Raw genomic sequence first — 24,352 nt, 5'->3', positions numbered from 1 at the left:
CGCAGCATGCGCACCATGCCACTGCACGACCGCCCCATCGATGAGCGTATCGAGGCGCTACTCGCCCTTTCGCGTGAGCACGCCGACACTTTCTGCAGCCCCTCGGCATGGCTCGCTCGCGAGCGCTACCTGGCCAACCATCCCACGCGTATCCTGGCCATGAAGTGCATGGACGGGCGTATTCACCTACCCCATGTCACCCGTACTCCGTTGGGTATCATCACTCCGTTCCGTAACCTTGGCGGCATCTTCCACCTGGGCTGGCCCTACCTCGGCGAAATGCTCACCGATGCCGTCGATGAAGCCATCCGTGGCGGTAACGGCGTGCTGTTGATCATCAGCTACCATTTCTCACGTGGCGAGCGGGCGCGCGGCTGTGCCGGCTTCGCCTGCGACGCGGACGCTGCCCTGGCCCATGCCCATGAGATACGTCGCCAGGCCGAACGCATCTTCGGTCGCGATCACGGTCACGTCTATCCACTGGTGTGCGGCTTCGAAACCGATACCGATGCGCTCATCGTGCACGGTGCCGACGACAGGACTCTCGACATCAGCGAGCTGACCCCTGACGAGGAAGGCGATCTCGTACGCCACGTCACCAGCCTGTGTCCCGACATGCCGGCCGACATTCGCCGCGACCTGCTACCGCTGCTGAAAGGCAACCTGCAGCATGTCGACTCGCTGCGCGGCACCGCTCGCGAACTCGACATCGAACATCGCGAATGGGTGATCTGCGTTGGACGAGGCTTCGACTTCCTGCACCTGCCCAACACCGCCCTGATCGTGGGGCCCTACAGCCCCAACCTCTCCGAACCCATCGGCACCGCGGCAGCAATCATCGATGCCAACATGAAGGCGGGGCGCATTCCCGATGACGGCTTCCTGCTGCTGGCCTCGACCCCCTATCAAACGGTCGGAGTGGATCGAGCCCGGGCCGAACTGAAGTCGTGTTTCCTCTCTGAGTTCGCCGCCCGGGTCATCGCACGGGAACATCCCCGGCTGTCCACCGGCATGGTCTCTCGCACGGCCATTGTCCATTGGCCCAGCCGCAGGCTGGAACTTCTCGAACGCGCTTGACCGGAACGCAACGATGACGCTGCTCAAGATCCTGCTGCTGCCACCCACCCTCAACGTGTTGTTGGTACTCCTGGGGCTGATGCTCAGTCCCAGGCGATTCCTTGGTGCCCTGCTGATCATGCTGGGGCTGTTCGGCCTGCTGCTGCTCGCCACGCCGATGGCCAGCCATGCCCTGCGTCAGGGACTGGAACCTCACCCCACTCCGGCCCGCACCCAGTTGGAGAGCGCCGAGGCAATCGTCATCCTCGGCGGTGGGCGCGACTATATGGCCCCCGAGTTCGGCTGGGGCGATGCACCGGCGAACCCCACCTGGCGCCGGCTAGCCTACGGTGCCTACCTGCATCGCCAGACCGAACTGCCGTTGTTGGTCAGCGGCGGCCGGGTGCATGGTGAGGAAGCCGCAGAAGCGAGCCTGATGGCAGCCGCCCTGCGCGACATCTTCGACATACCGGTGAAGTGGTTGGAAGGCGAAAGCCGCAGCACCGCCGAGAATGCCCGCCTCAGTGCCGAGATGCTGCGTGCAGACGACATAGGGCGGGTCGCCCTGGTCTCGCAGGCCTGGCATATGCCGCGGGCGGTGGCGGAGTTCGAGGCACAGGGCCTGGTCGTGGTGCCCGCCCCTACCGAATTCACCAGCCCGCCGCCCGAAGGGCTCGAAGCCTGGCTGCCGCGCGCCTATCATCTCAACCAGAGCACGCGAGCCCTCAACGAATGGCTGGGGCGTGCCGCCCTGTCGCTCCGTCAATTGCTGCCTTAGTTCCAGTCCCGCTCACTCAGCACCAGCCAGGGGGACATGCTTGTCTCTCAAGCCGATGCCGTTTCGCACTGCGTCGGCTTGGCGTCCGAAGCAGCGGGCCAGGGCTGCAATGTGGCGACGAGTTGGTGCGGCCAGTCGCGGTCGTTATCCACCTGGGAGTGAACGCGGTTCAGCTCCAATGTGCCTATGTCGACGTCGTGACAGGCCCAGAGCATGTCGCCCTCGGTAGTGGCGAGCATGCCATCGGCGGGGAAGCCATGATCCATGGGTGCGTAGAGAGTCGCCTCGCCGGTGTTGATATCAAGCGCCGGGCTCCATGGTGCCTCGCCGGCGGTCACCGCCTGGGCCACGAAGAAGCGATTCTCGAGCGCACGGGCCAAGCAGCCGACCCTAACGCGGGTCGCGCCGGCAGGGGTATCGGTGCAACTGGGCACCAGCAGCAGGCGCACTCCGGCTTCGTACTGAGCACGCACCGGCAGCGGGAACTCCACGTCATAGCAGACCGCGATACCGACCCGGTGGCCGTCGCAGTCGAAGCCGTGAAGGGCGTCGCCGGGCTCGATGACACCGCTCTGCTTCTCGTAGCCGGTGAGTTGCAGCTTGTCCTGCCAGCCATGAACTCCGTTCGGGGCGAACCAGTCGGCCCGATTGCGGTAGCGCCCGCCGCCGACGTCGAGCAAAAAGGTGCCGGGCACCAGGTACATGTCGAGTTCCCGAGCCAGGCGCCGGTAGAGTTCGCACCAGGCGCCACGCCACGGCTGCAGCTCGGCCAACGAGGCCTTGAGGTCACCGCGCGCTTCGGGGGAGAAGCTGGCTGCGAGCTCCAGGCTGAGGTATTCGGGCAACACCGCGATCCGGGCTCCCAGCTCGCGGGCCTGCCGCAGGCAGGCTGTCTGGCGCTGGGCGAATTCGCCGAAACTCGCCGGCATGCCGATCGGGTACTTGGCCACGGCCACGCGCATCGCTACCCCTCCCTCGTGTTCGTAGAGATAGCCGACATCACGCTTCGGCCACCTGGCGCAACCACTCTTCGAGGTTGTAGTAGTTGGTGACACGGGTGATCAGGCCCCCGTTCACCTCGAAGAAGGCACCTCCGGGCAACACGTAGCGCTGCCCCTTGGCCGGCGGCAAGCCCTCGTCGGTGGCGCGGTACTCACCGTGCACCACATACTCGGCGGCGACCCGGCGGCCGTCGTCACTGGACATGACCACGATATTCTCCAGACGCTCCACGTAGCTGCGCTCCATGCGAGCCAGGAACTGACGAAAGGCGTCGCGCCCCGTCTCACGTGGCCCCTGATTCAGGTCATGCGCCACTTCGGCATCGAGGCAATCGAGCATGGTGTCCCAGTCGCCGCGATTGAAGGCATCGTAGTAACGCTGGATCAGTTGCACGCTCTCGGACATGGGCAGGCTCTCCTGGGTGAATTCCTGGGGCGTGAGTGTAAACGCCCCGGCCAGGCGACGTTAGTCTGCCGGCATGCATTTGACCATTGCCATACAGCAATGACCGCAGAGGACGAGCTCGCTTCAGAAGCCCAGGCTCTCGAGCCGGTTGGCCAGATCCTCCAGGGCCGCGATACCCTGCACGTCGCTCGGCAGCAGCGGCAGGCGCGGTCGCGGCAGGTGCGCCAGCTGCTCGTCGATGCGCGTCAGATAGCTGGCCTCCTGCATACGTCGCGCACGCAGAAAATCACCGTCGGCGTCGTCGGGGATCACCCGGTTGACCACGGCTCCGGCTACCGGGACCTTGACCGCCTCGAGCGCCTGGACGGCACGCACCGTCTCGAGGATCGGCAGCCGCTCCGGTGTCATCACGAACAGGAAACCGCTCTCCTCGGCGTTCTCGATGCGGCGACGGGCACGGTGAAACAGGCGCCGACGCTCGATCAGGGTTCGTGCCACGTCGCGAGTGCGTTCATCGAGGTCGCTGAGGGGGTCCTCCTGGGGGTCATCGAAGGGCGTGTCGACGTCACGACCACGCTTGGGCGTCAGGTGGGAGAGCACCTTGCCCAGTTCTTCGGACTTGCGGTTGTGCGCCAGCAGTCCGTCGGTCCAGGCCGCCATGGCCTCGGGCAGGGTCAGCAGGCGCAGGGTGTGTCCCGTCGGTGCGGTATCGAAGATCACCAGGTCGTAGGGTGCACCGTCATCGGTGACGATGCGCGACAGTCGTTCCAGCAGCGCGGCTTCCTGGGTGCCCGGCGACTGGCGGGTCAGGCGCATCTGGCGTTCCAGCTCGGCCATCATTTCCGGCGCGGCGTAACGGCGCATCTGCTCGGTGACCCGGGCCAGGTGCGCCTCGACCTCGGCATCGGGGTCGATCTCCATGGCATCCAGATTGGGCAACAAGCGCCGCGGCGCATCGCCCAGCTCGCGGTCGAACACGTCGCCCAGGCTGTGGGCCGGGTCGGTGGACACCACCAGCACGCGGCGTTCGCGTCGCGCGGCCAGCACGGCAAGCGCTGCCGCCACCGTGGTCTTGCCCACCCCGCCCTTGCCGCCCACCCAGAGCAGGCGTTTATCGAGTAACTCTCTCATGTCACATCCCACGAAGCATGGCTTGCTGCGCGGCTAATTCGGCGCCGCGCTCAAGATCCGGCCGCTAACAACATCTGAAATGATCGAGCGGCGAACGCTCCATGCCCATGCGCCGATGCCAGTCGTGAAAGCGTTCGAGCAGCAGTGGCTGCAGCTCCAGCGTGTAGTAGGCAGCTGGATTGGGCACGCCCATCATCTCGGAGAACACCAGCAGCATGAACAGGTCGTCCTCGTCTCGCCGCGCGCGGGCGATGGCGCCGCGATAGCGCGCGCTGTACATCTCCTCGGTGAAGAAACGAGCCTGGCTCAGCCAGGCCCGAATCCGTTCGAGACGAGGATCATGCGACTTGTCATGATCGTCGTTCATGTCAGCCTCCGAGGCTCATTCCTGCCTGGCCATTTCAGCACGCGAACGCTTCAGCGCCGAGGCGCACTCCATCGCCACCAGGATGGCGGCGACCAGCACCACGATGTCCACGAACAGCAGGAAAAAGTTGCCTTCGTTGAAGAAGGTACGCAGTTGGATGAGTAGCGCGGCGATGGTCATCACCAGCAGGAAGCACAGCGGCGCCAGGGTGTACCACATCGGCCGGCGGAGGCGCACCAGCATCACCGTGACCACCAGCAGGGTCAGGCCCGCCAGTAACTGGTTGGTGGTGCCGAACAGCGGCCAGATGATCATGCCACCGGTGCCGTCGGCACCGCCGGCGCCGAAAGCCAGCAGCAGGCAGCTACCCACGGCGAGCAGCGTGGCGGGCACGTTGCGGGTCATCCACTTCTGGTGATAGATCGCGCCCCACTCCTGGAAGATGTAGCGCTGCAGGCGCAGACCGGTATCCATGGTGGTGCCGGCGAACAGGGCCGCCATTACCGTCAGCAGGGTCGCTGCGGTGGCTTCGGGCAGGCCCAGGCCGTTATGGATCATGTAGGCGCCACCCTCGACGAAGGCGTTGACACCGCCGGCACCGAAGGCCGTATAGACCGCCTGCCAGTCGGCGAAGGTGGCAAAGCCGGCGGTGGCGGCCAGGATGGCGGCAAGCGCCAGCATGCCCTCGCCCACGGCACCGAAGTAGCCGACGAAGCGGGCATCGGTCTCCTTGTTCAACTGCTTGGAAGTGGTGCCGGAGGAAACCAGGCCATGGAAGCCGGAGATGGCGCCGCAGGCGATGGTGACGAACAGCAGCGGCAGCATCGATGGCGTGCCTGCCGGCAGGTCGTCGTTGATCATCGGGGCCACCACGCTGGGGTTGAGCAGCACGATGGCGCCGTAGAGCACGATCAGGCCGATGAACAGCTGCAGGCCATTGATGTAGTCGCGCGGCTGCAGCAGCACCCACACCGGCAGCATCGAGGCAATGGCGGCATAGCCGAACAGGATCAGGATCCATACGGCATTGCCCGAGAGCCCCCCGACTTCGGCCGGCATCTGGATCGGCACCGACGGGCCGATGAAGATCAAGGCGTAGAGCGCGATGACACCGAGAATCGACACTACCGGCAGGCTCAGAATGCGGCGATAGATCAACTGACCGATGACCAGTGCCACCAGGATGGCTCCCCACACCGGTACCACGGCGCTGGAGAAATTCATCATCAGCCCGGCGATGACCACGGCGAATACCGCGTTCACCATCAGCAGCACGAGGAAGATGACGATCATGAATATGCTGCGCGCCCGGGCGCCGACCACGTCTCCGGTCAAGGCGCCGACCGACTTGGCCTTGTTGCGCACGCTGGCCCAGATGGCCCCTGCATCGTGTACGCCAGCAAAGAACACGGTACCGAGCACGACCCACAGGAAGGCCGGCAGCCAGCCCCAGATGACCGCGATGGCCGGGCCCACGATGGGCGCGGCACCAGCGACCGAGGTGAAGTGGTGCCCCCAGAGAATGAAGCGGTTGGTCGGCACGAAATCGATCCCATCCTCGAATTCATGGGCAGGGGTTCTGAAATCGGGATCGAGACGATAGATCTTCGTGGCTATGAAACGGGAGTAGAAGACGTACCCCGCAGCCATCCCGGCAAGACCTAGAACCAGCAAGATGATGGCACTCATTCTGGTCGGCTCCTTTTTGAGGATGAGTTCCTTCTTCTTTGACGACTCGCATGTTACGCGAAGGGTCAGATCCGGCAGCGCGCTTGGCCCTGCTCGGCCAAGGATGAGCAGAGCGAAGTGACAAGTCCAACTTCCGGCCTGGCTTTTGATCCTAAAGTCGTAGCGTTGACCGGAGCATGCCCGCTTCGAGGCTTTGTTCCAAGGTCGTACAGCACCAGGGTTGCACGCACGTTACGCTGCTGGCATAGCCAGCCTCCGGATGACGAGAACCCCATGCAAGAAATTCTGCTGCAACTCGCCATGGCCGCCGCCTTCGGTGCCTTCGTCGGCCTGTTGTTTCGCGTTACCCGCCAACCCGGCCAGGCAAGCGCCTTCAGGTTCACGCTGGTGGGCCTCATCGCCGGCATCACCGCCTATCTGATCTTCTACATTCTTACCCGCACCACCGGCGCCCCGGCCTGGCTGCTGCCATTGCTGGTACTGCTACAGGTGTGGCTGTGGCTGGGCCCGCTGGGGCCCAAGTTGCGGCGACTCGAGAAGAACGGCGACGAACCGCGCTGAGCGCACGCGCGGCCGTCCTCCCGGCTGCCAGTTCGCATTCATACACCTTCTGCCAAGGTCGTCTTTGCCGCCTCCGCCATGTTCACTAGACTGGTAAACAACAAGATACCAACAAATCTCAAGGAGTCATGAATGGCCAAGGTGCTGGTGGTGGACGATGAGCCCAACATCGTCCTGTCGCTGGAGTTCCTCATGCAACAGGCCGGTTTCGACGTGGACACGGCCGAGGATGGCGAAGGCGCCCTGGCCAAGGTCGAGCAATCCTCACCCGACCTGATCCTGCTCGATATCAGCCTGCCAGGCATCAGTGGCTTCGATGTGCTGGAACAGCTGCGGCAGGATGAACGCCACGCCAGGCTGCCCATCATCATGCTCACCGCCCATGGACGCGAGGTGGAGCGCGAGAAGGGGCTGGCGCTCGGCGCCGACGACTATGTGACCAAGCCCTTCTCGACCCAGGCACTGGTCGAGAAGGTCAAAGCCCTGCTGGCAGAGGATGCCTGATGAGAGGGGGCAAGCTGCCCAAGCGTCAGCGCCTGATCGGCCTGTGGCTGTTGCTCAGCGGTGTCAGCCTGCTGGGCGGCGCCATTTTCGCCGCCTGGCTCGACAGCCTGTTCCACCCCCAGGGTTTCGCCCGCCTCGTGCTGTGGCTCGGCTGCTTCTCCGGCGGAGGTACCATCTTTCTGGTCGGTCTGCTGCTCGAGCGCATGCTGTTCACTCCGCTGCGCCACCTGCAGGTACAGCTGGCGCGTCTGGTGGCCAACCCGGACGCCCGTGAGGACTACCCTCCCGAAGGCTGGCTGCGCGGCCTGGGGCCCGACCTGGTGCGTGTGCGGGAAGCTTGGCGCAGCGACCGACAACGCCTGGCCACGGCCCATGCCGAAGGCGCACGCAGTGCGGCCCGCATTCGCCAGGAGCTCGAGACGCTGCTGCAGGTACTCGACACACCGCTGCTGCTGTGCGACCAGCATCGTCGGCTGCTGCTGTTCAATCAGGCCGCCGAGGCCCTGTTCGAGAAGCATACCGGACTTGGGCTCGGTAAACGCCTGGATGCCCTGCTGCCGATATCGAGCCTGCAGGATGCGCTGGGACAGTTGCCTGAAGACGGTTCGCCACGCGAGCTGCTGATTCCCTGCGACGAGCGCTGGCTGCACATGGTGATGCGCCGCGTGCCCCAGAGTAACGGCGAGACCCTGCTGACCCTGACCGATGCCACCGCCGCCTGGACCAGCGAGATGGGCGCCCGTGCCGGCCTGGCGGAACACATGGGACCATTGCGTCGGCACGGTGCCAGCCTGGCCAGTGCCGCCGAAGCGCTGGGCAGCGTACGCCATGCGAGGCATATCGACGATACGCTGCGCCGGCGCCTGGAAGCAGTCATCGACGAGGAGAGCCGTGCCCTGGGCAGCGAAATCGAGAATCTCGGACGCTTGATCGAGGACATGCAGCGGCAGGGCGAGCGCCTGGTACCTCTCTGGTCAAACGACCTGTGGCAGTCGCTCAACGAGCGACTCGGCGACAACTCCATCGAGGTCCTGCCCATCGGCATGCCCGCCTGGTTCAAGGGCGACGCCCCGGCGCTGCTGGTCATGCTCGTCGCACTATTGGAGCGGCTGAGCAAGCATGCCGGCACCACGTACTTCGAGGGCGAGATCCTGCTCGGCAATCGTCGCGTCTACCTCGACCTGATCTGGCCCGGCAAACCGCTGCCGCAACGGGAGCTGGCGGCATGGTGCGAACAGCGCCTCGAGGCGCTGCCGCTTTCACCGCGAGTCGGCGACTTGCTGCGTCAACATGCCAGCGATGCCTGGAGCCTGGCGGACGGCGATGGGCAATATGCCCGCCTGCGCCTGCCGCTACCCGCCGTGGATCGCGTCGGTGCGCCACCCAGACAGCTGCCGCCACGCCCCGAGTTCCATGACTTCGGTATTGCCGATCTGCCGCCGCCGGATGCCGAGCTGGCGCGCTGCCCGCTACGGGCGCTGGAAATCGTGGCCTTCGATACCGAAACCACCGGGCTCGAGCTGCGTCGTGGTGACAGTGTGATCAGCATCGGCGCCTGCCGTATCGTCAATGCCCGATTGCTGGCCAGCGACACCTTCGACGTGCGTGTCGATCCCGGCAGGCCGATTCCACCCGCCAGCACTGCGATCCACGGCATTACCGACGCCGAGGTTGCCGGCGCCCCACCGCTTTCGGTGATCCTGCCGCGCTTCCGTGACTATATCGGCGAGGCCGTCATCCTGGCCCACAATGCCGCTTTCGACCTGCTGGCCTTGCAGCCCACCGGCAGCGCAATGTCACTGGAAATGCCGGTGCTCGATACGCTGCTGCTCTCCCGCGCCCTGGACGAGAGTCTGGACGGGCATGACCTGGATACCCTCGCCGAGCGCTACGACCTCAGCTTCCCCCCGGGAACCCGTCATACGGCGCTCGGCGATGCACGAGTGACGGCCGAGCTGTGGCTGGCACTGCTGCCACGCCTGGAAGCCCGCGGCATCGAGACCCTGGAGCAGGTGCTGGCCCTGCAGTCCACCGCCCTGGATCGCGAGGACGCCTGCACATGAACGCCTCAAACCACCGTGCCAGGCTGATAGCACTGATCGGCGTGGCCGCCCTGCTCTTCTCGCCGCCGCTGGTACTGATCTTCGATCGACCCGCGCCTGCCGGGCCATCCTGGCTGCCGCTCTACCTGTTCGTGGCCTGGCTGGCCGTTATCGGATTGACCGCCTGGCTGATGGAGCATCGGCAGGAGGAAAGTTGACGCGATGAGAACCGATCCGGTAGTGCTGACGGTCGCCTTCGGCTACCTGGCGCTGCTGTTCGTGATCGCCGCCTGGGGCGACCGTCGCGCCGAACAGGGCCGCTCGGTGATCGGCTCGCCTACCGTCTATGCCCTTTCCATTGCGGTCTATTGCACCGCCTGGACCTTCTACGGCAGCGTGGGGCGGGCCGCGGAATTCGGCCCTAGCTTCTTGCTGATCTACCTGGGCCCGACACTAGCGATGCTGACGGCCCCCCTGCTGATCCGCAAGATGGTGCGGATTGCCAGCACCCAGCGCATCACTTCCATTGCCGACTTCATCAGCGCCCGCTACGGCAAGAGTTCGAGCCTCGGCGCGCTGGTGGCGCTGATCGCGCTGATCGGCATCACGCCCTATATCGCCCTGCAGCTCAAGGCGATCACCCTGAGTCACGCGGTGCTGGTCAACTACCCGGAAGCGGCCGAGTTCCGCCTCGCCGAGGAGAGCTTCTGGACCGACAAGTCGTTCTGGGTGGCGCTGGTACTCGCCGTCTTCATCATCCTGTTCGGCACCCGACACCTGGACGCCAGCGAACGCCATGAGGGCATGGTCGCCGCCATCGCCTTCGAGTCACTGGTCAAGCTGGTGGCGTTTCTCACCGTCGGCATCTTCGTGACGTTCGTGCTGTTCAACGGGCCTGGCGATCTTTTTCGCCAAGTCGCCGACACACCCGAGCTGGCCGGCGCTCTGAGCCTGGCGGCGGTCCCCGGTGGAACCATCGGCTGGGTCGGCACCCTGGTGCTCGCCTTTCTGGCCTTCCTCACCCTGCCGCGCCAGTTCCAGGTACTGGTGGTGGAGAACGTCGACGAGCGCCACCTCAGGCGCGCCAGTTGGCTGTTCCCGCTCTACCTGGTGGCGATCAATCTGTTCGTGATTCCCATCGCCATGGCCGGCCTGTTGCTGCCGATGGGCAACGGCGATCCCGACAGCTTCGTGCTCACCCTGCCGCTCTCGGCCGGCATCGAGGGCATTCCGCTACTGGTCTTCATCGGCGGGCTCTCGGCGGCAACCGGCATGGTGATCGTCGAAACGATCGCACTCTCCACCATGGTCAGCAACCAGCTGATGATGCCGCTGCTGCTGCGCTCCCGCCGGCTCCACCTGAGTTCCCAAGGGGAGCTGGCCGGCTGGCTGCTGGGCATCCGCCGCGTGGCGATCGTACTGATCCTGCTGCTTGGCTACCTCTACCACGCCTTGATCGGCGATTCCTACAGCCTGGTGACCATCGGGCTGGTGTCGTTCGTCGGCGCGGCCCAGTTCGCTCCGGCCATGCTGATCGGCATGTACTGGCGCGGGGCGACCCAAGCCGGCGCAACCCTGGGCCTGCTGGCCGGCTTTCTCACCTGGTGCTACACCCTGCTGATACCGGGATTCGCCCAGTCGGGCTGGCTCGATGCCACCCTTCTCGAGCAAGGCCTGCTGGGCCTGGAATGGCTGCGCCCCTACGCGCTGTTCGGCCTGGAAGGGTTCGACATCTACAGTCACGCCCTGCTATGGAGCCTGCTGGCCAACGTCGGACTTCTGGTCGGCGTGTCGCTGTTCACGCGCCAGAGTCCGGTGGAGCAAACCCAGGCGGCACTCTTCACCGAGGCCATGAACCCCGGGCTTCAACACACCTCGCTGTGGCGCGGCCAGACCACCTGCGGCGAACTCAAGAGCCTGCTGAACCGCTACCTGGGGGCCGGCGCCACGACCCGGATACTGAACGCGCCACAGGGCAGCCAAGCCGATGAGACCCCCGCCCCGCCGGCACTGATCGCCCGCGCCGAACAGGCCCTGTCGGGAGCCCTGGGCAGTGCATCGGCGAGGGTGCTGATCAATTCGGTGGTCCGCGGCGAGGCCTTGGACCTGGAGTCCATCCTCAGCATTCTCGACACCACCTCGCAGACGCTGGAGTACAACCGTCGCCTGGAGCAGAAGTCCAACGAGCTGGCCCGCATCGGCGAGGAGCTGCGAGCCGCCAACGAGCGCCTGCGCGAACTCGACCGGCTGAAGGATGAGTTCGTCGCCATGGTCAGCCACGAATTGAGAACGCCGCTCACCTCGATCCGTGCCTTCGCCGAGATCCTGCGCGACAGCAAGGACCTGCCGGAAGAGAAGCGCGTGCACTTTCTCGAAGTGGTGGTGCTCGAGAGCCAGCGGCTTTCGCGCCTGATCGAAGAGATTCTCGACTTGGCGCGCCTGGAGAGCGGACGCCTGACGCTCAATCCCCAGCGGCTCGACCTGGTGGCGCTGGTACGCCACAGCGTGGATGCCGTGCACCGGCTGCAGGAGGACCGCGGTGTTGCCCTCGAGGTCGAACTGGAACTCGATGAGGCGCCGGTGATCGGCGATTCCGACCGCCTCGAGCAGGTGATCATCAACCTGCTCGACAATGCCGGCAAATTCGCCGACGACGACAACCCGCGCGTGCGCCTCCATCTGGCCCGACACAAGCAGAGCTTCAGGCTAAGCGTCGAAGACAACGGTCCGGGCATAACGCCTGATGAACGTGAACGAGTATTCGAGAAGTTCCATCAGGTCAAGCGCTACGGCGCCGCCAGCGGCAAGGCCCGCGGCCGCCCGCGCGGCAGCGGTCTGGGCTTGCCGATCAGCCGCGGCATCGTCGCTCACCTGGGCGGACGGCTATGGGTCGACGATGCCCCGACCCTGCAAGGTGCCTGCCTGGTCATGGAGTTGCCAAGCGCCCTGGTAACGCAAGCGCAGCCTGAATGAAGGGCCTCCTACCTGCCACCGACGCTCCCCTGCGCCAACCTGACCAGGCTGCGAATCGCCTGCATGTCGTGGCGCAACAGCAGGCGCTGGTCATCCTCCAGCCGGACCATGTCGATCCAGCCATCGGCGGCCCCTCCGACCTTCAGGCTCGCCAGCTGTGCCGCGAGCAGTCGCTCCTGAAGGCGATCCAGTGCCGAAATTCCTGCCCTGGCCTGGCGTGCTGTGAGCGCCTCCTTCAACACCAACGCCGATAGCCGCAAGCGCGTATCCGGCACGCTGACGCCATGGCGAAGCGACAGCAGTCGCACCGCATTGACCAGTGGTAACAGGCCTTGGCGCTTGAGATTGAGGGCCTTTTCATGAGGCGCGTCCTCATCGCTAGCGGAAAGCCGACCGAAGCGGTTCAGCGCCACCGGCAGCTCGTCGAGCAATTGCGCCATTTCGTTCAGGAACAGTCCCGCCCTGGGCATAAGCCGTGCGACGTGTTCGGCGAGTGCCTCGGCCAGGCCGGCATCGCCGAACACGGGATGAAAATCGAGCAGGATATTGCTCTGCTGCACCCGCTTCACCCGGCGCTCCCGGGTCCACAGGCTCAGCTGCTCGCACCACTCCGAGAGCCGCTTGCGCCACATCGGCCAGCGCGCCATCACATGGCCATTGCATAGCGGTATGCCTGCCTCATCGAGTCGTGCAGTGAAGCGCTCACCGAGCGCCTGGAAGAAGCCGTCGATCTCGGTATGGCGGGAATCCGGGTAGTCGGCCACGATCATGGCGTTGTCCTGATCGGGACCCAGCAGGCTTTCGTGCCGGCCCGCGGAGCCCAGCGTCAGCACACAGAACCCCACCGGCGGCTTGCCCCAACCCTGCCCTTGCATCTCGCTGAGCGAGAGTTGGATCGCACGGCGGTAAAGCTGGTCGTTATGGTCGCTGATCAGCTGACTGATACGCCAAGCGGGCAGGTCGAGCCGCTGCAGGGCCTCGGCCAGCCGCAGCTGCCAGGCGTGGGAGACAGGCAGGTCGGGGCTCGGCCCCAGTTCGTCCAATGCTTCGCGCAGCGGCGCCAGCAGCTTGGCAAGCTCAGGCTGGCCGTCGCCGGCGAACAGCTCACGCCAGGGTGAAGCCCGATGCAGCACTCGCATATCGTCTCCCATCGTATGCACGTCAAGCGAGTGTAACGAGAGAGAGGAAACGAGACACTTGGGCCAAGGGATTACGCTAGCCTGGAGGTGGCTGCCTCTGCCTCGATCATCGCCGCCAGACGCTCCAGGTTGAGTTTTCCCTTGCCGATCAATACCAGTACCGCAGCTCTTTCCCGCGGCTGGGCGGTCAACTTGGCTTGCCCTGGCGTCCACTGCAATAGTTGTATCCGTTCAGGTGCATCGCAGCTCCTGAGAAATCCCTTCGCTCTCAGCAGCACTGGGCAGGCTACGTCGAGCAGCGCCAGCAACCGGTTGGGATCCAGGGGCCTGGCCAGCCCAACCGAGAGGGACGCCAGCCCCGTTCCGGCATCGCACGGGAAGGTGGGCAAAGCTTCGATGGGCAGAGCTTCAGCCGCAGCGGCCCGCACAGAGGGCTCCTCGGCCGGAGAGGCGAGCCACTGCAAGCGTGCCTTGGGATTCAACGTCACGATTTGCCGCGCCATCTCTTGTCTCTCCGCCAGCGCCATGCCACCCCAACGATTGAGCAGCACATCGTCGACGTCACCAAGCTGCGCCGCGACCATATCGCCCACGCTTGCATCGCGCAGCAGGACATCGAGGGACGATAGATCGACCAACAGCTCCGTTCTGTCCAGACGGTAGCCGCCGGCGGCATCGAACAGCTGCATCAATGAGCGCGGGCGTGCAACGCCGCTCGCCTCGAACACCAGGCGTTGCGGCGGGCGCTGCCAGCGCCTGATGGCACTGAGTTGGGCCGAGAGGTTGCCCGAAATCCCACAGCAGGCGCAGCCATTGCTCAGCCGCAGCACTTCGCCCGGGCCCACATTCGAGCCAGTGCTCGATTCGATCAATTCGGCATCGATATTCAGGCTACCGAAGTCGTTGATCAAGAAGAGCGTGTCAGGAAGCTCGCCGCGACGGATCAGTGTATTGATGCGAGTCGTCTTGCCGCTGCCGAGAAAGCCGCAAAGCAGATGTACCGCAATGGCCGGCGTCACCTGGCCACTCATTGCGTGGGGGTTCCAGCCAGCAGGGTGGCGTGGACCTTCACCTCGGAGAGTGGCACCTGAGGATCCAGCGGATCGTCATCGAGCACCGCCACGTCGGCCCATTTACCCGGTTCGAGGCTACCGATGCAGTGGTCCATGTGCAGCGTACGGGCCGCACCCAGGGTGATCGCTTCCAGGGCCCGAGCACGACTGATGGCCTCGGCGCTGCCCAGTATCTCACCGGATGCGGTCTGGCGAGTGTGCGCGCAGTGCGCGGTGAACAGCGGCGACAGCGGCGTGACCGGCGCATCGCAGTGGATGCCGAAGGTGATGCCCAGCCGGTCGGCACTGGCCGTGGGCTCCAGGCGTTGGCAGCGGTCGAAGCCGAGCGTGCGGCTCAGGTGAATGTCGCCCCAGAAGTAGATGTGGTTGGCAAAGATATTGAGGCAAGCCCCTAGCGCCTTGACGCGATGGAGCTGGCTCTGGCGAATCAACTGGACGTGTTGCAGCGTGTGGCGATGATCCGGCCGAGGCCACAGGCTCAGAGCCTCTTCCAAGGCATCGAGGACGATCTCCACCGCCTCATCGCCATTGGTGTGGATATGCAGCTGCAGGCCCGCCTGATGGTAGTGTTGAATCAGATGATGAAAGGTCGCCGGCGGCGCATTCCATACGCCGTTGCCATCCACTTCCAGATAGCCGGGCCACATCAACCGCGCGGTAAAGTTCTGGATGGCCCCATCGGTCACGAGCTTGACGATGCCGAAGCGCAGCTTGTCGTGATTGCGCTGCATGGCCAGCCTGACGCGCTCACTGCCAGTTTCTGGCTCCCAGGCGAGTGCATTGAGGGCCGGCACCAGGCGCACGGGGAAATCGGCGGCCTCCGTCGTCTGGCACATGGCCTCGATGGCGCTGTCGCTCAGCGGGTTGAGCAGGTCGGTGATGGTGGTGATGCCCTCGCGCCGCGCTGCACGGGCGTACTGCTTCAGGGCATGCGGCTTGCTTGCCTCCTCGAAGAAATCGATGCCGTAGCGGTCGAAGACCAGATGCATGGCCGGCATCTCCTGCAGTTCGCCGAGACACTCGCCGGTCGCACTGCGTACGATGCCGTCGATGCGCTTCGAGTCGATGTCGGCCTGACGCAGCACGGCCGAATTGACCGTCATGACATGCAAGCTTGCGTGCATGACGATGATGGGCACCTCGCTGCTGACCGCATCGAGCAGCCGCTTGTCGAGCCGGCTCCCGGCGAAGTAGATCGGGTCGAAGCCCCAGGCAATCAACGGCTGGCCGGGCGGATGTCGCCGCAGCCTCTCGACCAGGCGCTGCCGGATCGACTCGACGTCGCGCAGCCCATCCCAGCGCCGCCCATCGGGGGCCACCTTGTCGAACCAGCCCAGGTAGAGGTGGTCCCAGATCGCTCCTTCGAGCGCATGGCTATGCCCTTCGACGAAGCCGGGCATCAGCACCTTGTCGGCGAAGCGATCGTCGACGACGACATCACCGAAGGCCCTGATCCGGTCCAGGCTCGCCAGGCTCAGCACTCGTCCATCCTTCACGGCCAGGCAACTGCCGCTCGGCTGCGAAGGGTTCATGGTATGGATGTGCCGCGCGCGGTAGACGGTGATGGTCATGGCGAATCCTGGAGTAGCGACAGCGGTTATGGCGCCGCCCGGCGGCGCCAACCTAGCGATTCGGAATGTGGCTCAGCGGGGCAGTCGACGTTCGACCAGCCTTGCCATGATGCTGGCGCCGATCGGCAGGATGCCGTCATCGAGGACATAACCCGGGTTGTGCAGCGGTATCGATCCCGCGTGTCCCACCCAGCAGTAGGCACCGGGCACGACCTGGAGCATGTCGGCAAAGTCCTCGCTGCCGGTGACGAGCCTGTCGACCAGCTCGGCCCGGTCATCGCCCACGACCTCCCTGGCCGCCTCGATATAGGTCTGCGAGCACTTCGGATCATTGACGAGCACGTTGAAGATGTTGCGCAATTCAACGCTGATGCGCACGCCATGGGCGAGTTCCAGTCCACGGCAGAGCCGGTGAATACGCTCGTGCACCTGCTCGCAGAGTTCATCGTCGAAATAGCGAATCGTGCCCGCGAGCGTGGCCGTGTCGGGAATGACGTTGTAGGCGGAACCGGCATGGAACTGGGTGACCGAAAGCACCAGCGGGCTGGTCGGCGGCGAATTGCGGCTCACCACCGCCTGGAGCTGTTGCACCAGCTGAGTAGCGATGACGATGGGGTCCTCGGACTGGTGAGGCATGGCCGCGTGGCTGCCGGTGCCCTCCACCTTGATGTCGAAGAAGGTGGCGCCTGCCATCGCCGGCCCGGGTGTAATGGAGACTTGGCCCGGCTCACTCAGCGGGTCGTTGTGAAGACCGTAAATCTCGTTGCAGGGAAAACGCTTGAAAAGCCCTTCGGCCAGCATTCGCCTTGCCCCGCCCAGGCCCTCCTCGGCGGGCTGGAAGATAAGGGTCACGGTGCCCACGAAGTTGCGCGTCTCGGCCAGGTAGCGTGCCGCCCCGAGCAGGATCGTGGTATGGCCGTCATGGCCGCAGGCGTGCATCCTGCCAGGATTTTGCGAGGCATAGGGCAGGCCGGAAGCCTCCTCGATGGGCAGCGCATCCATGTCCGCGCGCAAGCCGATACACCCCCCTTCGCCCTGCCCCTTCAGCACGCCGACGACTCCGGTGCCGGCTATTCCGGTATGGACCTCGTCGACTCCCCAGCCGTGCAGCTTTTCCGCCACGATCGCCGAGGTACGCGTCTCCTCGAAGCCAAGCTCGGGATGCGCGTGGATGTCGTGGCGAATGGCGACAAGTTCCTCTTCGTACTCGGCGATGCGTGACAGGACAGACATGTTCCACCTCGTTAGCGTTGGGTTCAGGCGATGTCGAGTTCGCGAAAATTGGCGAAGTCCCAGTGACGCCCGGGTGCGGCTTCGATCAACTGCCGCGTATAGTCGTGGCGGGGCGAGGCAAGCACTTCCCCGGCCGGCCCCTGCTCGACGATGACGCCGCGCTGCATCACGATGACGTCATCGCAGATCTGCGCGGCCACGCGCAGGTCGTGGGTAATGAACAGAATGGCGATGCCCAGCTTCTGCTGGATGTCGCCAAGCAGCTTCAGCACCTGGGCCTGGACCGAGACATCCAGAGCCGATACCGCCTCATCCGCCACCAGCACATCCGGACGCATCATGATCGCGCGAGCGATGGCGATCCGTTGGCGCTGCCCACCGGAAAACTGGTGAGGGTAGCGGTGTAGAGCGTCACGTGGCAGCCCGACCAGCTCAAGCATCTCTTCAGCGCGTGAAAGTGCCTCGGGCCCACTCACTCCATAGTTGAGCGGCCCTTCCATCAGGCTCATGGCGATGGTCCAGCGGGGGTTGAGCGAGCGGAAAGGATCCTGGAAGACGACCTGGAAATGCTTGCGAAGCGGACGCAGCGCGCGGCGCGACAGCCGAGCGATCTCGGTACCTGCGACGCGAACCTTTCCCGAGGTGGGATCGACCAGCCGCATGATGCAACGGGCGACCGTCGACTTGCCCGAACCGCTCTCGCCGACGATGCCAAGCGTCCTGCCGCGTACCACGGTAAAATCGATGTCTCTAGCCGCCAGCGTGCCTGGGCGACGAAGGAACCAGCCTCCGTCGCTGTACGCCTTGTTCATGCCGCGCACTTCCAGCACGCCCTCCTGATGACTCGTCGTGCGCACGTTGCGCGGCACCAGGCTCGGCACGGAACTCAACAGCGTGCGCGTGTACTCCTCGCGAGGATGACGCAGCAGCGTCTCGACGGGGGCCTGCTCGACGATCCTGCCGTGCTGCATCACGTGCACGGTATGGGCCACTTCGGCAACCACCCCCATGTCATGAGTAATGAAGAGTACCGCCGTACCATGGCGCTGCTGCAGCTCGGCGATCAGCGCCAGTATCTGGGCCTGGGTGGTTACGTCCAGCGCCGTGGTGGGTTCGTCGGCGATCAGCAGCTTGGGTTCGAGTACCAGCGCCATGGCGATCATGATGCGCTGCCGCTGCCCGCCGGACAGTTGGTGAGGGTAAGAACGGTAGATCCGCCGCACCTCGGGCAGGTGAACCTGTTCCATGATCTCGAGCACCCTGGCTTCGCAGGCTCTGGCCGGCATGTCGGTATGGGTCTTCAGCACTTCCGCGACCTGCTCGCCCACCCGCATCACCGGATTAAGGGCCGTCATCGGCTCCTGGAAGATCATCGCGATGCGCCGTGCCCGAATCCGGCGCATTTGCGAAGGCGTCAAGGTCAGCAGATCCTCGTCATCCAGCAGGACTTTCCCACCTGTTACTTCCAGTGAACCCTTCTGTAGCAGGCCCATCACGGCCAGCGACGTGACCGACTTGCCCGAACCGCTCTCGCCAACCAGGCAGGCCGTTTCGCCGGCACGCACGTCCAGGCTGATCGCATCCAATACCTTGGTCGTCTCCCCTGTCAGCCCCACTGACAGTTGACGTATGCTCAATACCACGGGTGAAGCGCTCAAGTCGGCACTCTTGAAATGCATCTCAGACCTCCCGTCTCTTGAGCCGCGGATCGAGCATGTCGCGTGCCGTATCGCCCAGCAGATTGATCGAGAGGATGCACAGCGACAGCACCGCCCCGGTCCAGAAGATCAGTCCCGGATGGACCTGAAAGTAGGTGCGCCCTTCCGCCATGATATTGCCCCAGGTGGGAATTTCAGTGCTGACCCCGGCCCCCAGGAACGACAGCAGCGCCTCGGTAAGGATCGCCGAGGCGCAGATGTAGGTTCCCTGGACGATCAGAGCCGGAAGGGTGTTGGGCATCAGGTGCTTGCCGAGGATCTTGAACATGCCGCTGCCCAGCGCAATCGCCGCTTCTACGTATGGCTCCTCGCGGGCACCCAGCACCACTGAACGTACCAGCCGCACCACTCGCGGCACCTCGGGAATGGTAATGGCAACGATGACTGACCATACGCTCGGACCGTTGAGTGCGACCAGGGCAATCGCCAGCAGGATGGCCGGAATGGCCATCAGGCTGTCCATGATGCGCATGATGATGGCATCGGCCATGCGAAAGAAGCCCGATACCAGGCCGATGAGCATCCCGGTCAGCACACTGAAGAGAGCCGCTCCGATACCGATCAGCAGCGATACCCGGCCGCCGATCATGATGCGGCTGAACAGGTCGCGGCCGTACTGGTCGGTACCCAGCAGGTGATCGGCCGAGGCGGGCTGCAAGCGGTTGAGCGAGTTCATCTGCATCGGGTCGTAGGGCACGTAGAGGGGCGCCAGCAGCGCCGACGCCACGATCGCCAACAGCACCACTCCCGCTATCACGGGCCCGGCGCCGACCCGCCAACGCCTGGGCAAGGAGAGCGCTCCGAGAACCGCCTGCATCGCCGAGGTGGGTTGCGTTGCATGAGCCATCAGTAACGGATCCTCGGGTCGATGAGCGTATAGGAGATATCGATGACGAGATTCACCAGCACGTAGAGGCCTGCCGTGAGCAGGATCATCGCCTGTATCACCGGATAATCCCGAGCGAGGATGGCATCCACGGTCAGCCGGCCCACACCGGGGATATTGAAGACGCTCTCCGTGACCACCACGCCGGCGATCAGCAGGGCAAAGCCGGTGCCGATGATGGTCATGATCGGTACCGCGGCGTTGCGCAGGGCATGCCGGAACAGCACGACGTTCTCGCGCAGCCCCTTCGCCCTGGCGGTGCGCACGTAGTCCTCACCCAGCACATCGAGCATGCTGGCCCGGGTCATCCTCGCAATCAGGGCGACGTAAATGGTGGCCAGGGTGAATGCCGGCAGCACCGCTCGCTGCAGGAAGCCCAGGAAATCGCGCGTCGGTGCCATATACCCCTGGACGGGAAACCAGCGCAGTTCGATGGCGAAGATCTGGATGAAGATGTAGCCGATCACGAATACCGGAACGGAGAAGCCCAGCACCGAGAAGGTCATCACGGCATAGTCGATCCAGCTGCGGTGTCGCCACGCCGCGAGCACGCCCATGGGTAAGGCGATCAGCACGGATAGCGTGATGGTCAGTACGGCAATGTTGAGAGTCGGCCAGATACGCTGGCCTATCATGGTGCTGACCGACGTATTGGAAATCAGCGAGACGCCCAGGTCGCCGCGGAACAACTGGGTTACCCAACTGATGAACTGGCTATGCAGGGGATCGTTGAGCCCCAGGTTCTCGCGGATCCTCTCCAACTGCGCAGGGGTGGCCGAGTCGCCGGCGAGAATGGCGGCAGGGTCGCCGGGCGTCAGCCTCAGCATCAGGAACACGAACAAGGCCACGATGATCATGACCGGCACGACAGCCAATACCCGCCTGGCGATATAACCCAACATGGGTCACTCCTTCGCGTCGTTTGCGCAAGCGACGAAGAGCGAGTCGGCGGGCGCACGCTCGCGCCCGCCGTCACCCACCATTCACTCTTTCTTGACGTTCCAGAACACCGGTACCGGCGAAGCAATCATGTCGGTGAGGCTGTCGCGTCGTGCCTGAGGCATCTGGTATTGGCCGAGCGGGATATAGATCACCTCGTCCAGGGTATGCGCCTGTAGCTTGCGCGCCACTTCCTGCTGCTGTTCGAGGCTCTCGGCGGCAAAGAACTCCGCACGCAGCTCCTCCAGGCGCTCGTCATCGGGCCATCCGAACCAACCCTCTTCTCCACGTCCATTGAGCATCACGTTGATCAACGGCGAGGTGATCTCGGGAACCATCCAGTTGGTGAAGAAGACATTCCAGCCCCCTTCCGACGGTGGCGACATGCTGGCGCGGCGGTTCACCAGGGTCTGCCAGTCCATGGGCTGCAGGTCGACCTCGAAGCCGGCATTGCGCAGCGCCTGGGCTGCCACTACAGGCTGAGCGGTCAGGCTGCTGACGTCGGTCGGCTGCATCAACACGATGGGAGTGCCATCGTAGCCAGCCTCCTCCAGCAACTGGCGCGCACCCTCGAGGTCACCGCCGCCGGTAAGCGTCTCGGACCCCGTATCGTCGGCCAATGGGGTGCCGCAGCCGAAGATGGCACCGCACACCTCGTAGTAATCGGGATTACCCATCATGGCAGCCAATACATTTTCCTGATTAAGCGCTTTCAGGGCCGCCTGGCGAATCTTCTTGTCATCGAAGGGAGGATGCTTGAAATTGAGCCGCCCTATGGCCTGGTAACCGAACGGATCGCGCGTCTCCACCACCAAGTCGGGGTTGGATTCGAGGATCGGCAGCAGGTCGACCTGCACCTGTTCGATATAGTCGATCTCACCGGCCGAGAGTGCGTTCACCGCGGTCTGGGCATCGGGCATCGTCGTCCACACGACGCGCTCCACGTTCACCACCTTGCCGCCCGCCATCCAGCTCGGCTCCTCCTCGCGGGGCACGTAATCCTCGAAGCGCTCGTAGGTCACGGAAACGCCGGGCTCATACTCTTCCTCGACGAAGCGGAAGGGTCCTGAGCCGATGTGCTCGCTGATCGAGCTGTCCGATGAGGTCTCGGCAATGCGCGCCGGCATGATGAAGGGCGGCACGGCCGACTGTTTGGCCAACACCTCGACGAGAGGTGCGAAGGGCTCCGAGAGGGTCCAGGTGACGGTCCGGTCGTCGCTCGCCTCGAGGCTCTCGGTCACGTCGAAGATCAATTGGCCACCCGAGTCGCGCTCTCCCCAGCGCTGCAGCGAGGCCACCGCATCCGCTGCCGTTACCGGCTCGCCATCGTGGAACGTCAGACCCTCGCGCAGCCGAAAGGTATAGACGAGCCCATCGTCAGACACCTCCCAGTCAGCCATCTGCGGCTGGGGGTTGAACTCCTCGTCCGAGGCCAATAGCACGTCATAGATCATGTAGCCGTGATTGCGGCTGATATGCGCCGTGGTGATGATCGGGTCCAGCACGCGCAGGCCAGAATGCATGACGGCGACAATGGTATCGGCATCGGTCTGAGCCGTGGCCGGCAGCGACAGGGCGCCGACCATCGCCACGGCCAGCCCCCCTTGCCACTTCGCGATCTTGGCAACCGAGCTCGTCGGTATCGGTTTACTCATTTTCGTCCTTCCTCTTGTGCGTTGTTATAGGAGTACTTGCCAGTGCCCGATGGCCTGCCGGCGCCTACCCGGGAGGTTGGAAGCTTCTGCCCAGCGGGCTCAAGCGCATACCCGGCGCCAGGCGGCGCCAGGCGAGATCCGCGGGGCTGAAGGGCATCGGCCCCGGCGCCTTGCAGATCAGGATCTCCGCGGCAATCGATGCGAAATCGGCGCGGAAGTGGGTCGAGCTCTTGACCACCAGAATGCCCGCCTCCTCGGGAATCACCCCCACGAAGCGAAACATCTCCCGGTCGGCCATCTGGGCCTTGTGGCTGGTGACCACGACACGCACCCCATCGATGCGCAAGCAGGCGGATGGCCCCAGGTCCAGCCGCGCGCCGCCGTAGAAATCGCCGCTGGCCAGCAGTTGGCCGTCGGAAAGCCGCTCTACGCTCGCGCTGACCGCATAGGGACTATCCCCGGCAGTGCCGGATGTTCCACCCAGGGCCACCTCGACCACGGCGCCCTCGCCCGCCCGGTGTGCGCTCGCCGCGGCAGCCGGATCTACCATCAGTCCCAGCGCCGCCCCCTGAACACGGGCCTCGACCAAGGCACGCAGCATACCGGTGGTATTGGAATCGCCCCCCGCTCCGGGGTTGTCCTGGGTATCGGCCAGTACGATGGGGCCCCGGCTACCTTCACGCAGCAGGCGCTGCGCTTCGGCGACGCCCTCCGCGGCCTCGAAGACACGCCCGGCAAAGCCGGTTTCCGCCTCGGCGTAGGCCCGCCCGATTCGTTCTACGGCGGCCTCGGCCAAGGCCTGAGAGCGTGCATAAGCGACGACGACAGGACCACATTCGGGGAAATCGGCAGCGGGAAAGCCCATGAACAGCGAGGTACTCAGCACCTCCTCGCGCTCCTGCTGGGCCACCAGGCGATAAAGGCCCGCGGCCGGCTCGAGGTCGGTCGTTTGCCAGGGTATGGGGACCAGGTAGGGGAGGCGAAGAAGTGCTTTGGCCAGCGGCGCTCGGACCCTCATCAATTGTTCGAGGAGGAGTGCCGTGCGCCGTCCCGACTCGGCCATGTCGGTGTGGGGATAGGTGCGAAACCCCACCAGCACGTCGGCCTGCTCGACCATGCGCGCAGTGACGTTGCCATGCAGGTCCAGGCAGGCGGCGATGGGCGTCTCGGGGCCGACCACTTGGCGCACTCGGGCGAGCAGCTCCCCCTCACCGTCATCGAGATGCTCACACACCATGGCACCATGCAGATCCAGCAGCACGCCATCGAGCCTGCCCGCCCGACTCAGTCGCTCGAGCAGTTCCTCGACGATGCGGTCAAAGGCTTCACGCGTGACATGGGCGGAAGGGATGGCACCCGCCCACAGTAGCGGCACCGCCTGCCAACCTGCCTCATGTGCATGCGCCACCGCACCGGAGATGCCGAGGTTGATGCCTCGGCACGCGCTCAACAGCGCCTCACCACGTGCCAGCGGCATATAGCCACCGCCCTGGACGAAGTCCTCGTAGGTCGCCTTGCTGGGTGCAAAGGTGTTGGTTTCGTGAAGGAACCCACCTATCGCAACACGATACGTCATTATTGTCGTGCTCCCTTCCACACGCTGTGCAGCCGGCTCCCTGGCATCACGAAA

21 protein-coding genes are annotated in these 24,352 nt (G+C 64.6%); 7 read left to right on the top strand and 14 right to left on the bottom strand.

Features of this window, described 5'->3' with window-relative positions:
- The first annotated feature begins 15 nt into the window (after positions 1–15).
- Complete coding sequence (locus ACRWQA_RS09045) at positions 16–1,077, top strand: carboxysome shell carbonic anhydrase (RefSeq protein WP_263583984.1); 1,062 nt, start codon at positions 16–18, stop codon at positions 1,075–1,077.
- A gap of 13 nt (positions 1,078–1,090) precedes the next feature.
- Positions 1,091–1,834, top strand: coding sequence for a YdcF family protein (locus ACRWQA_RS09040; RefSeq protein WP_434229421.1), 744 nt, complete (start codon positions 1,091–1,093; stop codon positions 1,832–1,834).
- A 47-nt stretch (positions 1,835–1,881) separates the two neighbouring features.
- Here ACRWQA_RS09040 and ACRWQA_RS09035 read toward each other — a convergent pair whose 3' ends face one another.
- From ACRWQA_RS09035 to ACRWQA_RS09015, 5 genes are all read right to left on the bottom strand, one after another.
- Positions 1,882–2,796, bottom strand: coding sequence for a carbon-nitrogen hydrolase family protein (locus ACRWQA_RS09035; RefSeq protein ID WP_434229422.1), 915 nt, complete (start codon positions 2,794–2,796; stop codon positions 1,882–1,884).
- Between the two features lie 37 nt (positions 2,797–2,833).
- Positions 2,834–3,241, bottom strand: coding sequence for a ketosteroid isomerase-related protein (locus ACRWQA_RS09030; protein ID WP_434229423.1), 408 nt, complete (start codon positions 3,239–3,241; stop codon positions 2,834–2,836).
- A gap of 123 nt (positions 3,242–3,364) precedes the next feature.
- Positions 3,365–4,372: an ArsA family ATPase gene (locus ACRWQA_RS09025; RefSeq protein WP_434229424.1), complete on the bottom strand. Its 1,008-nt coding sequence runs from the start codon at positions 4,370–4,372 to the stop codon at positions 3,365–3,367.
- A 64-nt stretch (positions 4,373–4,436) separates the two neighbouring features.
- Entirely contained in the window at positions 4,437–4,739 is a 303-nt protein-coding gene (locus tag ACRWQA_RS09020; RefSeq protein WP_263580173.1) for a cory-CC-star protein, read from the bottom strand.
- Between the two features lie 15 nt (positions 4,740–4,754).
- Positions 4,755–6,428 (bottom strand): carbon starvation CstA family protein, encoded by a 1,674-nt coding sequence (locus ACRWQA_RS09015; protein WP_434229426.1) that lies wholly within the window; start codon positions 6,426–6,428, stop codon positions 4,755–4,757.
- A gap of 273 nt (positions 6,429–6,701) precedes the next feature.
- Between ACRWQA_RS09015 and ACRWQA_RS09010 the strand changes: the two genes are divergently transcribed.
- The 5 genes from ACRWQA_RS09010 to ACRWQA_RS08990 all read left to right on the top strand — a co-directional run bounded on the left by ACRWQA_RS09010 (position 6,702) and on the right by ACRWQA_RS08990 (position 12,508).
- Positions 6,702–6,989, top strand: coding sequence for a hypothetical protein (locus tag ACRWQA_RS09010; protein WP_263580175.1), 288 nt, complete (start codon positions 6,702–6,704; stop codon positions 6,987–6,989).
- Positions 6,990–7,121: 132 nt separating this feature from the next.
- Complete coding sequence (locus ACRWQA_RS09005; RefSeq protein ID WP_263580176.1) at positions 7,122–7,493, top strand: response regulator transcription factor; 372 nt, start codon at positions 7,122–7,124, stop codon at positions 7,491–7,493.
- Entirely contained in the window at positions 7,493–9,556 is a 2,064-nt protein-coding gene (locus ACRWQA_RS09000; protein ID WP_434229428.1) for a 3'-5' exonuclease, read from the top strand. Before ACRWQA_RS09005 ends, ACRWQA_RS09000 begins: the two co-directional genes overlap by 1 nt.
- The gene (locus ACRWQA_RS08995) at positions 9,553–9,753 is read left to right on the top strand and encodes a hypothetical protein (RefSeq protein ID WP_263580178.1); all 201 of its coding nucleotides are present in this window, start codon (positions 9,553–9,555) and stop codon (positions 9,751–9,753) included. Before ACRWQA_RS09000 ends, ACRWQA_RS08995 begins: the two co-directional genes overlap by 4 nt.
- Before the next feature lie 4 nt (positions 9,754–9,757).
- On the top strand, positions 9,758–12,508 hold the full coding sequence (locus ACRWQA_RS08990; RefSeq protein ID WP_434229430.1) for an ATP-binding protein: 2,751 nt from the start codon (positions 9,758–9,760) through the stop codon (positions 12,506–12,508).
- Between the two features lie 8 nt (positions 12,509–12,516).
- On the opposite strand, the gene ACRWQA_RS08985 is transcribed toward ACRWQA_RS08990, so the two are convergent.
- The 9 genes from ACRWQA_RS08985 to ACRWQA_RS08945 form a co-directional block, all read right to left on the bottom strand.
- On the bottom strand, positions 12,517–13,647 hold the full coding sequence (locus tag ACRWQA_RS08985; protein ID WP_434229432.1) for a DUF294 nucleotidyltransferase-like domain-containing protein: 1,131 nt from the start codon (positions 13,645–13,647) through the stop codon (positions 12,517–12,519).
- Positions 13,648–13,718: 71 nt separating this feature from the next.
- On the bottom strand, positions 13,719–14,678 hold the full coding sequence (locus ACRWQA_RS08980; RefSeq protein ID WP_434229433.1) for a CobW family GTP-binding protein: 960 nt from the start codon (positions 14,676–14,678) through the stop codon (positions 13,719–13,721).
- The gene (locus ACRWQA_RS08975; protein WP_434229434.1) at positions 14,675–16,291 is read right to left on the bottom strand and encodes an amidohydrolase; all 1,617 of its coding nucleotides are present in this window, start codon (positions 16,289–16,291) and stop codon (positions 14,675–14,677) included. The genes ACRWQA_RS08980 and ACRWQA_RS08975 overlap by 4 nt, the downstream gene beginning before the upstream one ends.
- Positions 16,292–16,363: 72 nt before the next feature.
- The gene (locus ACRWQA_RS08970) at positions 16,364–17,524 is read right to left on the bottom strand and encodes a M20 aminoacylase family protein (RefSeq protein ID WP_434229435.1); all 1,161 of its coding nucleotides are present in this window, start codon (positions 17,522–17,524) and stop codon (positions 16,364–16,366) included.
- A gap of 23 nt (positions 17,525–17,547) precedes the next feature.
- Entirely contained in the window at positions 17,548–19,203 is a 1,656-nt protein-coding gene (locus ACRWQA_RS08965) for a dipeptide ABC transporter ATP-binding protein (RefSeq protein WP_434229436.1), read from the bottom strand.
- Between the two features lies 1 nt (position 19,204).
- Positions 19,205–20,089, bottom strand: a complete 885-nt coding sequence (locus ACRWQA_RS08960) for an ABC transporter permease (RefSeq protein WP_434229438.1) — start codon at positions 20,087–20,089, stop codon at positions 19,205–19,207.
- Positions 20,089–21,030 carry an ABC transporter permease gene (locus ACRWQA_RS08955; RefSeq protein ID WP_434229439.1) on the bottom strand — a complete coding sequence of 314 codons (942 nt, stop codon included), beginning with the start codon at positions 21,028–21,030 and terminating at the stop codon, positions 20,089–20,091. Before ACRWQA_RS08955 ends, ACRWQA_RS08960 begins: the two co-directional genes overlap by 1 nt.
- 81 nt (positions 21,031–21,111) lie before the next feature.
- The gene (locus ACRWQA_RS08950; RefSeq protein ID WP_434229440.1) at positions 21,112–22,722 is read right to left on the bottom strand and encodes an ABC transporter substrate-binding protein; all 1,611 of its coding nucleotides are present in this window, start codon (positions 22,720–22,722) and stop codon (positions 21,112–21,114) included.
- A 64-nt stretch (positions 22,723–22,786) separates the two neighbouring features.
- Positions 22,787–24,298, bottom strand: a complete 1,512-nt coding sequence (locus ACRWQA_RS08945) for a M81 family metallopeptidase (protein WP_434229441.1) — start codon at positions 24,296–24,298, stop codon at positions 22,787–22,789.
- Between the last annotated feature and the right edge of the window lie 54 nt (positions 24,299–24,352).

The sequence above is a fragment of the Billgrantia sp. C5P2 genome, from assembly GCF_051062895.2.
This window is presented reverse-complemented; position numbering and strand designations above follow the sequence as displayed.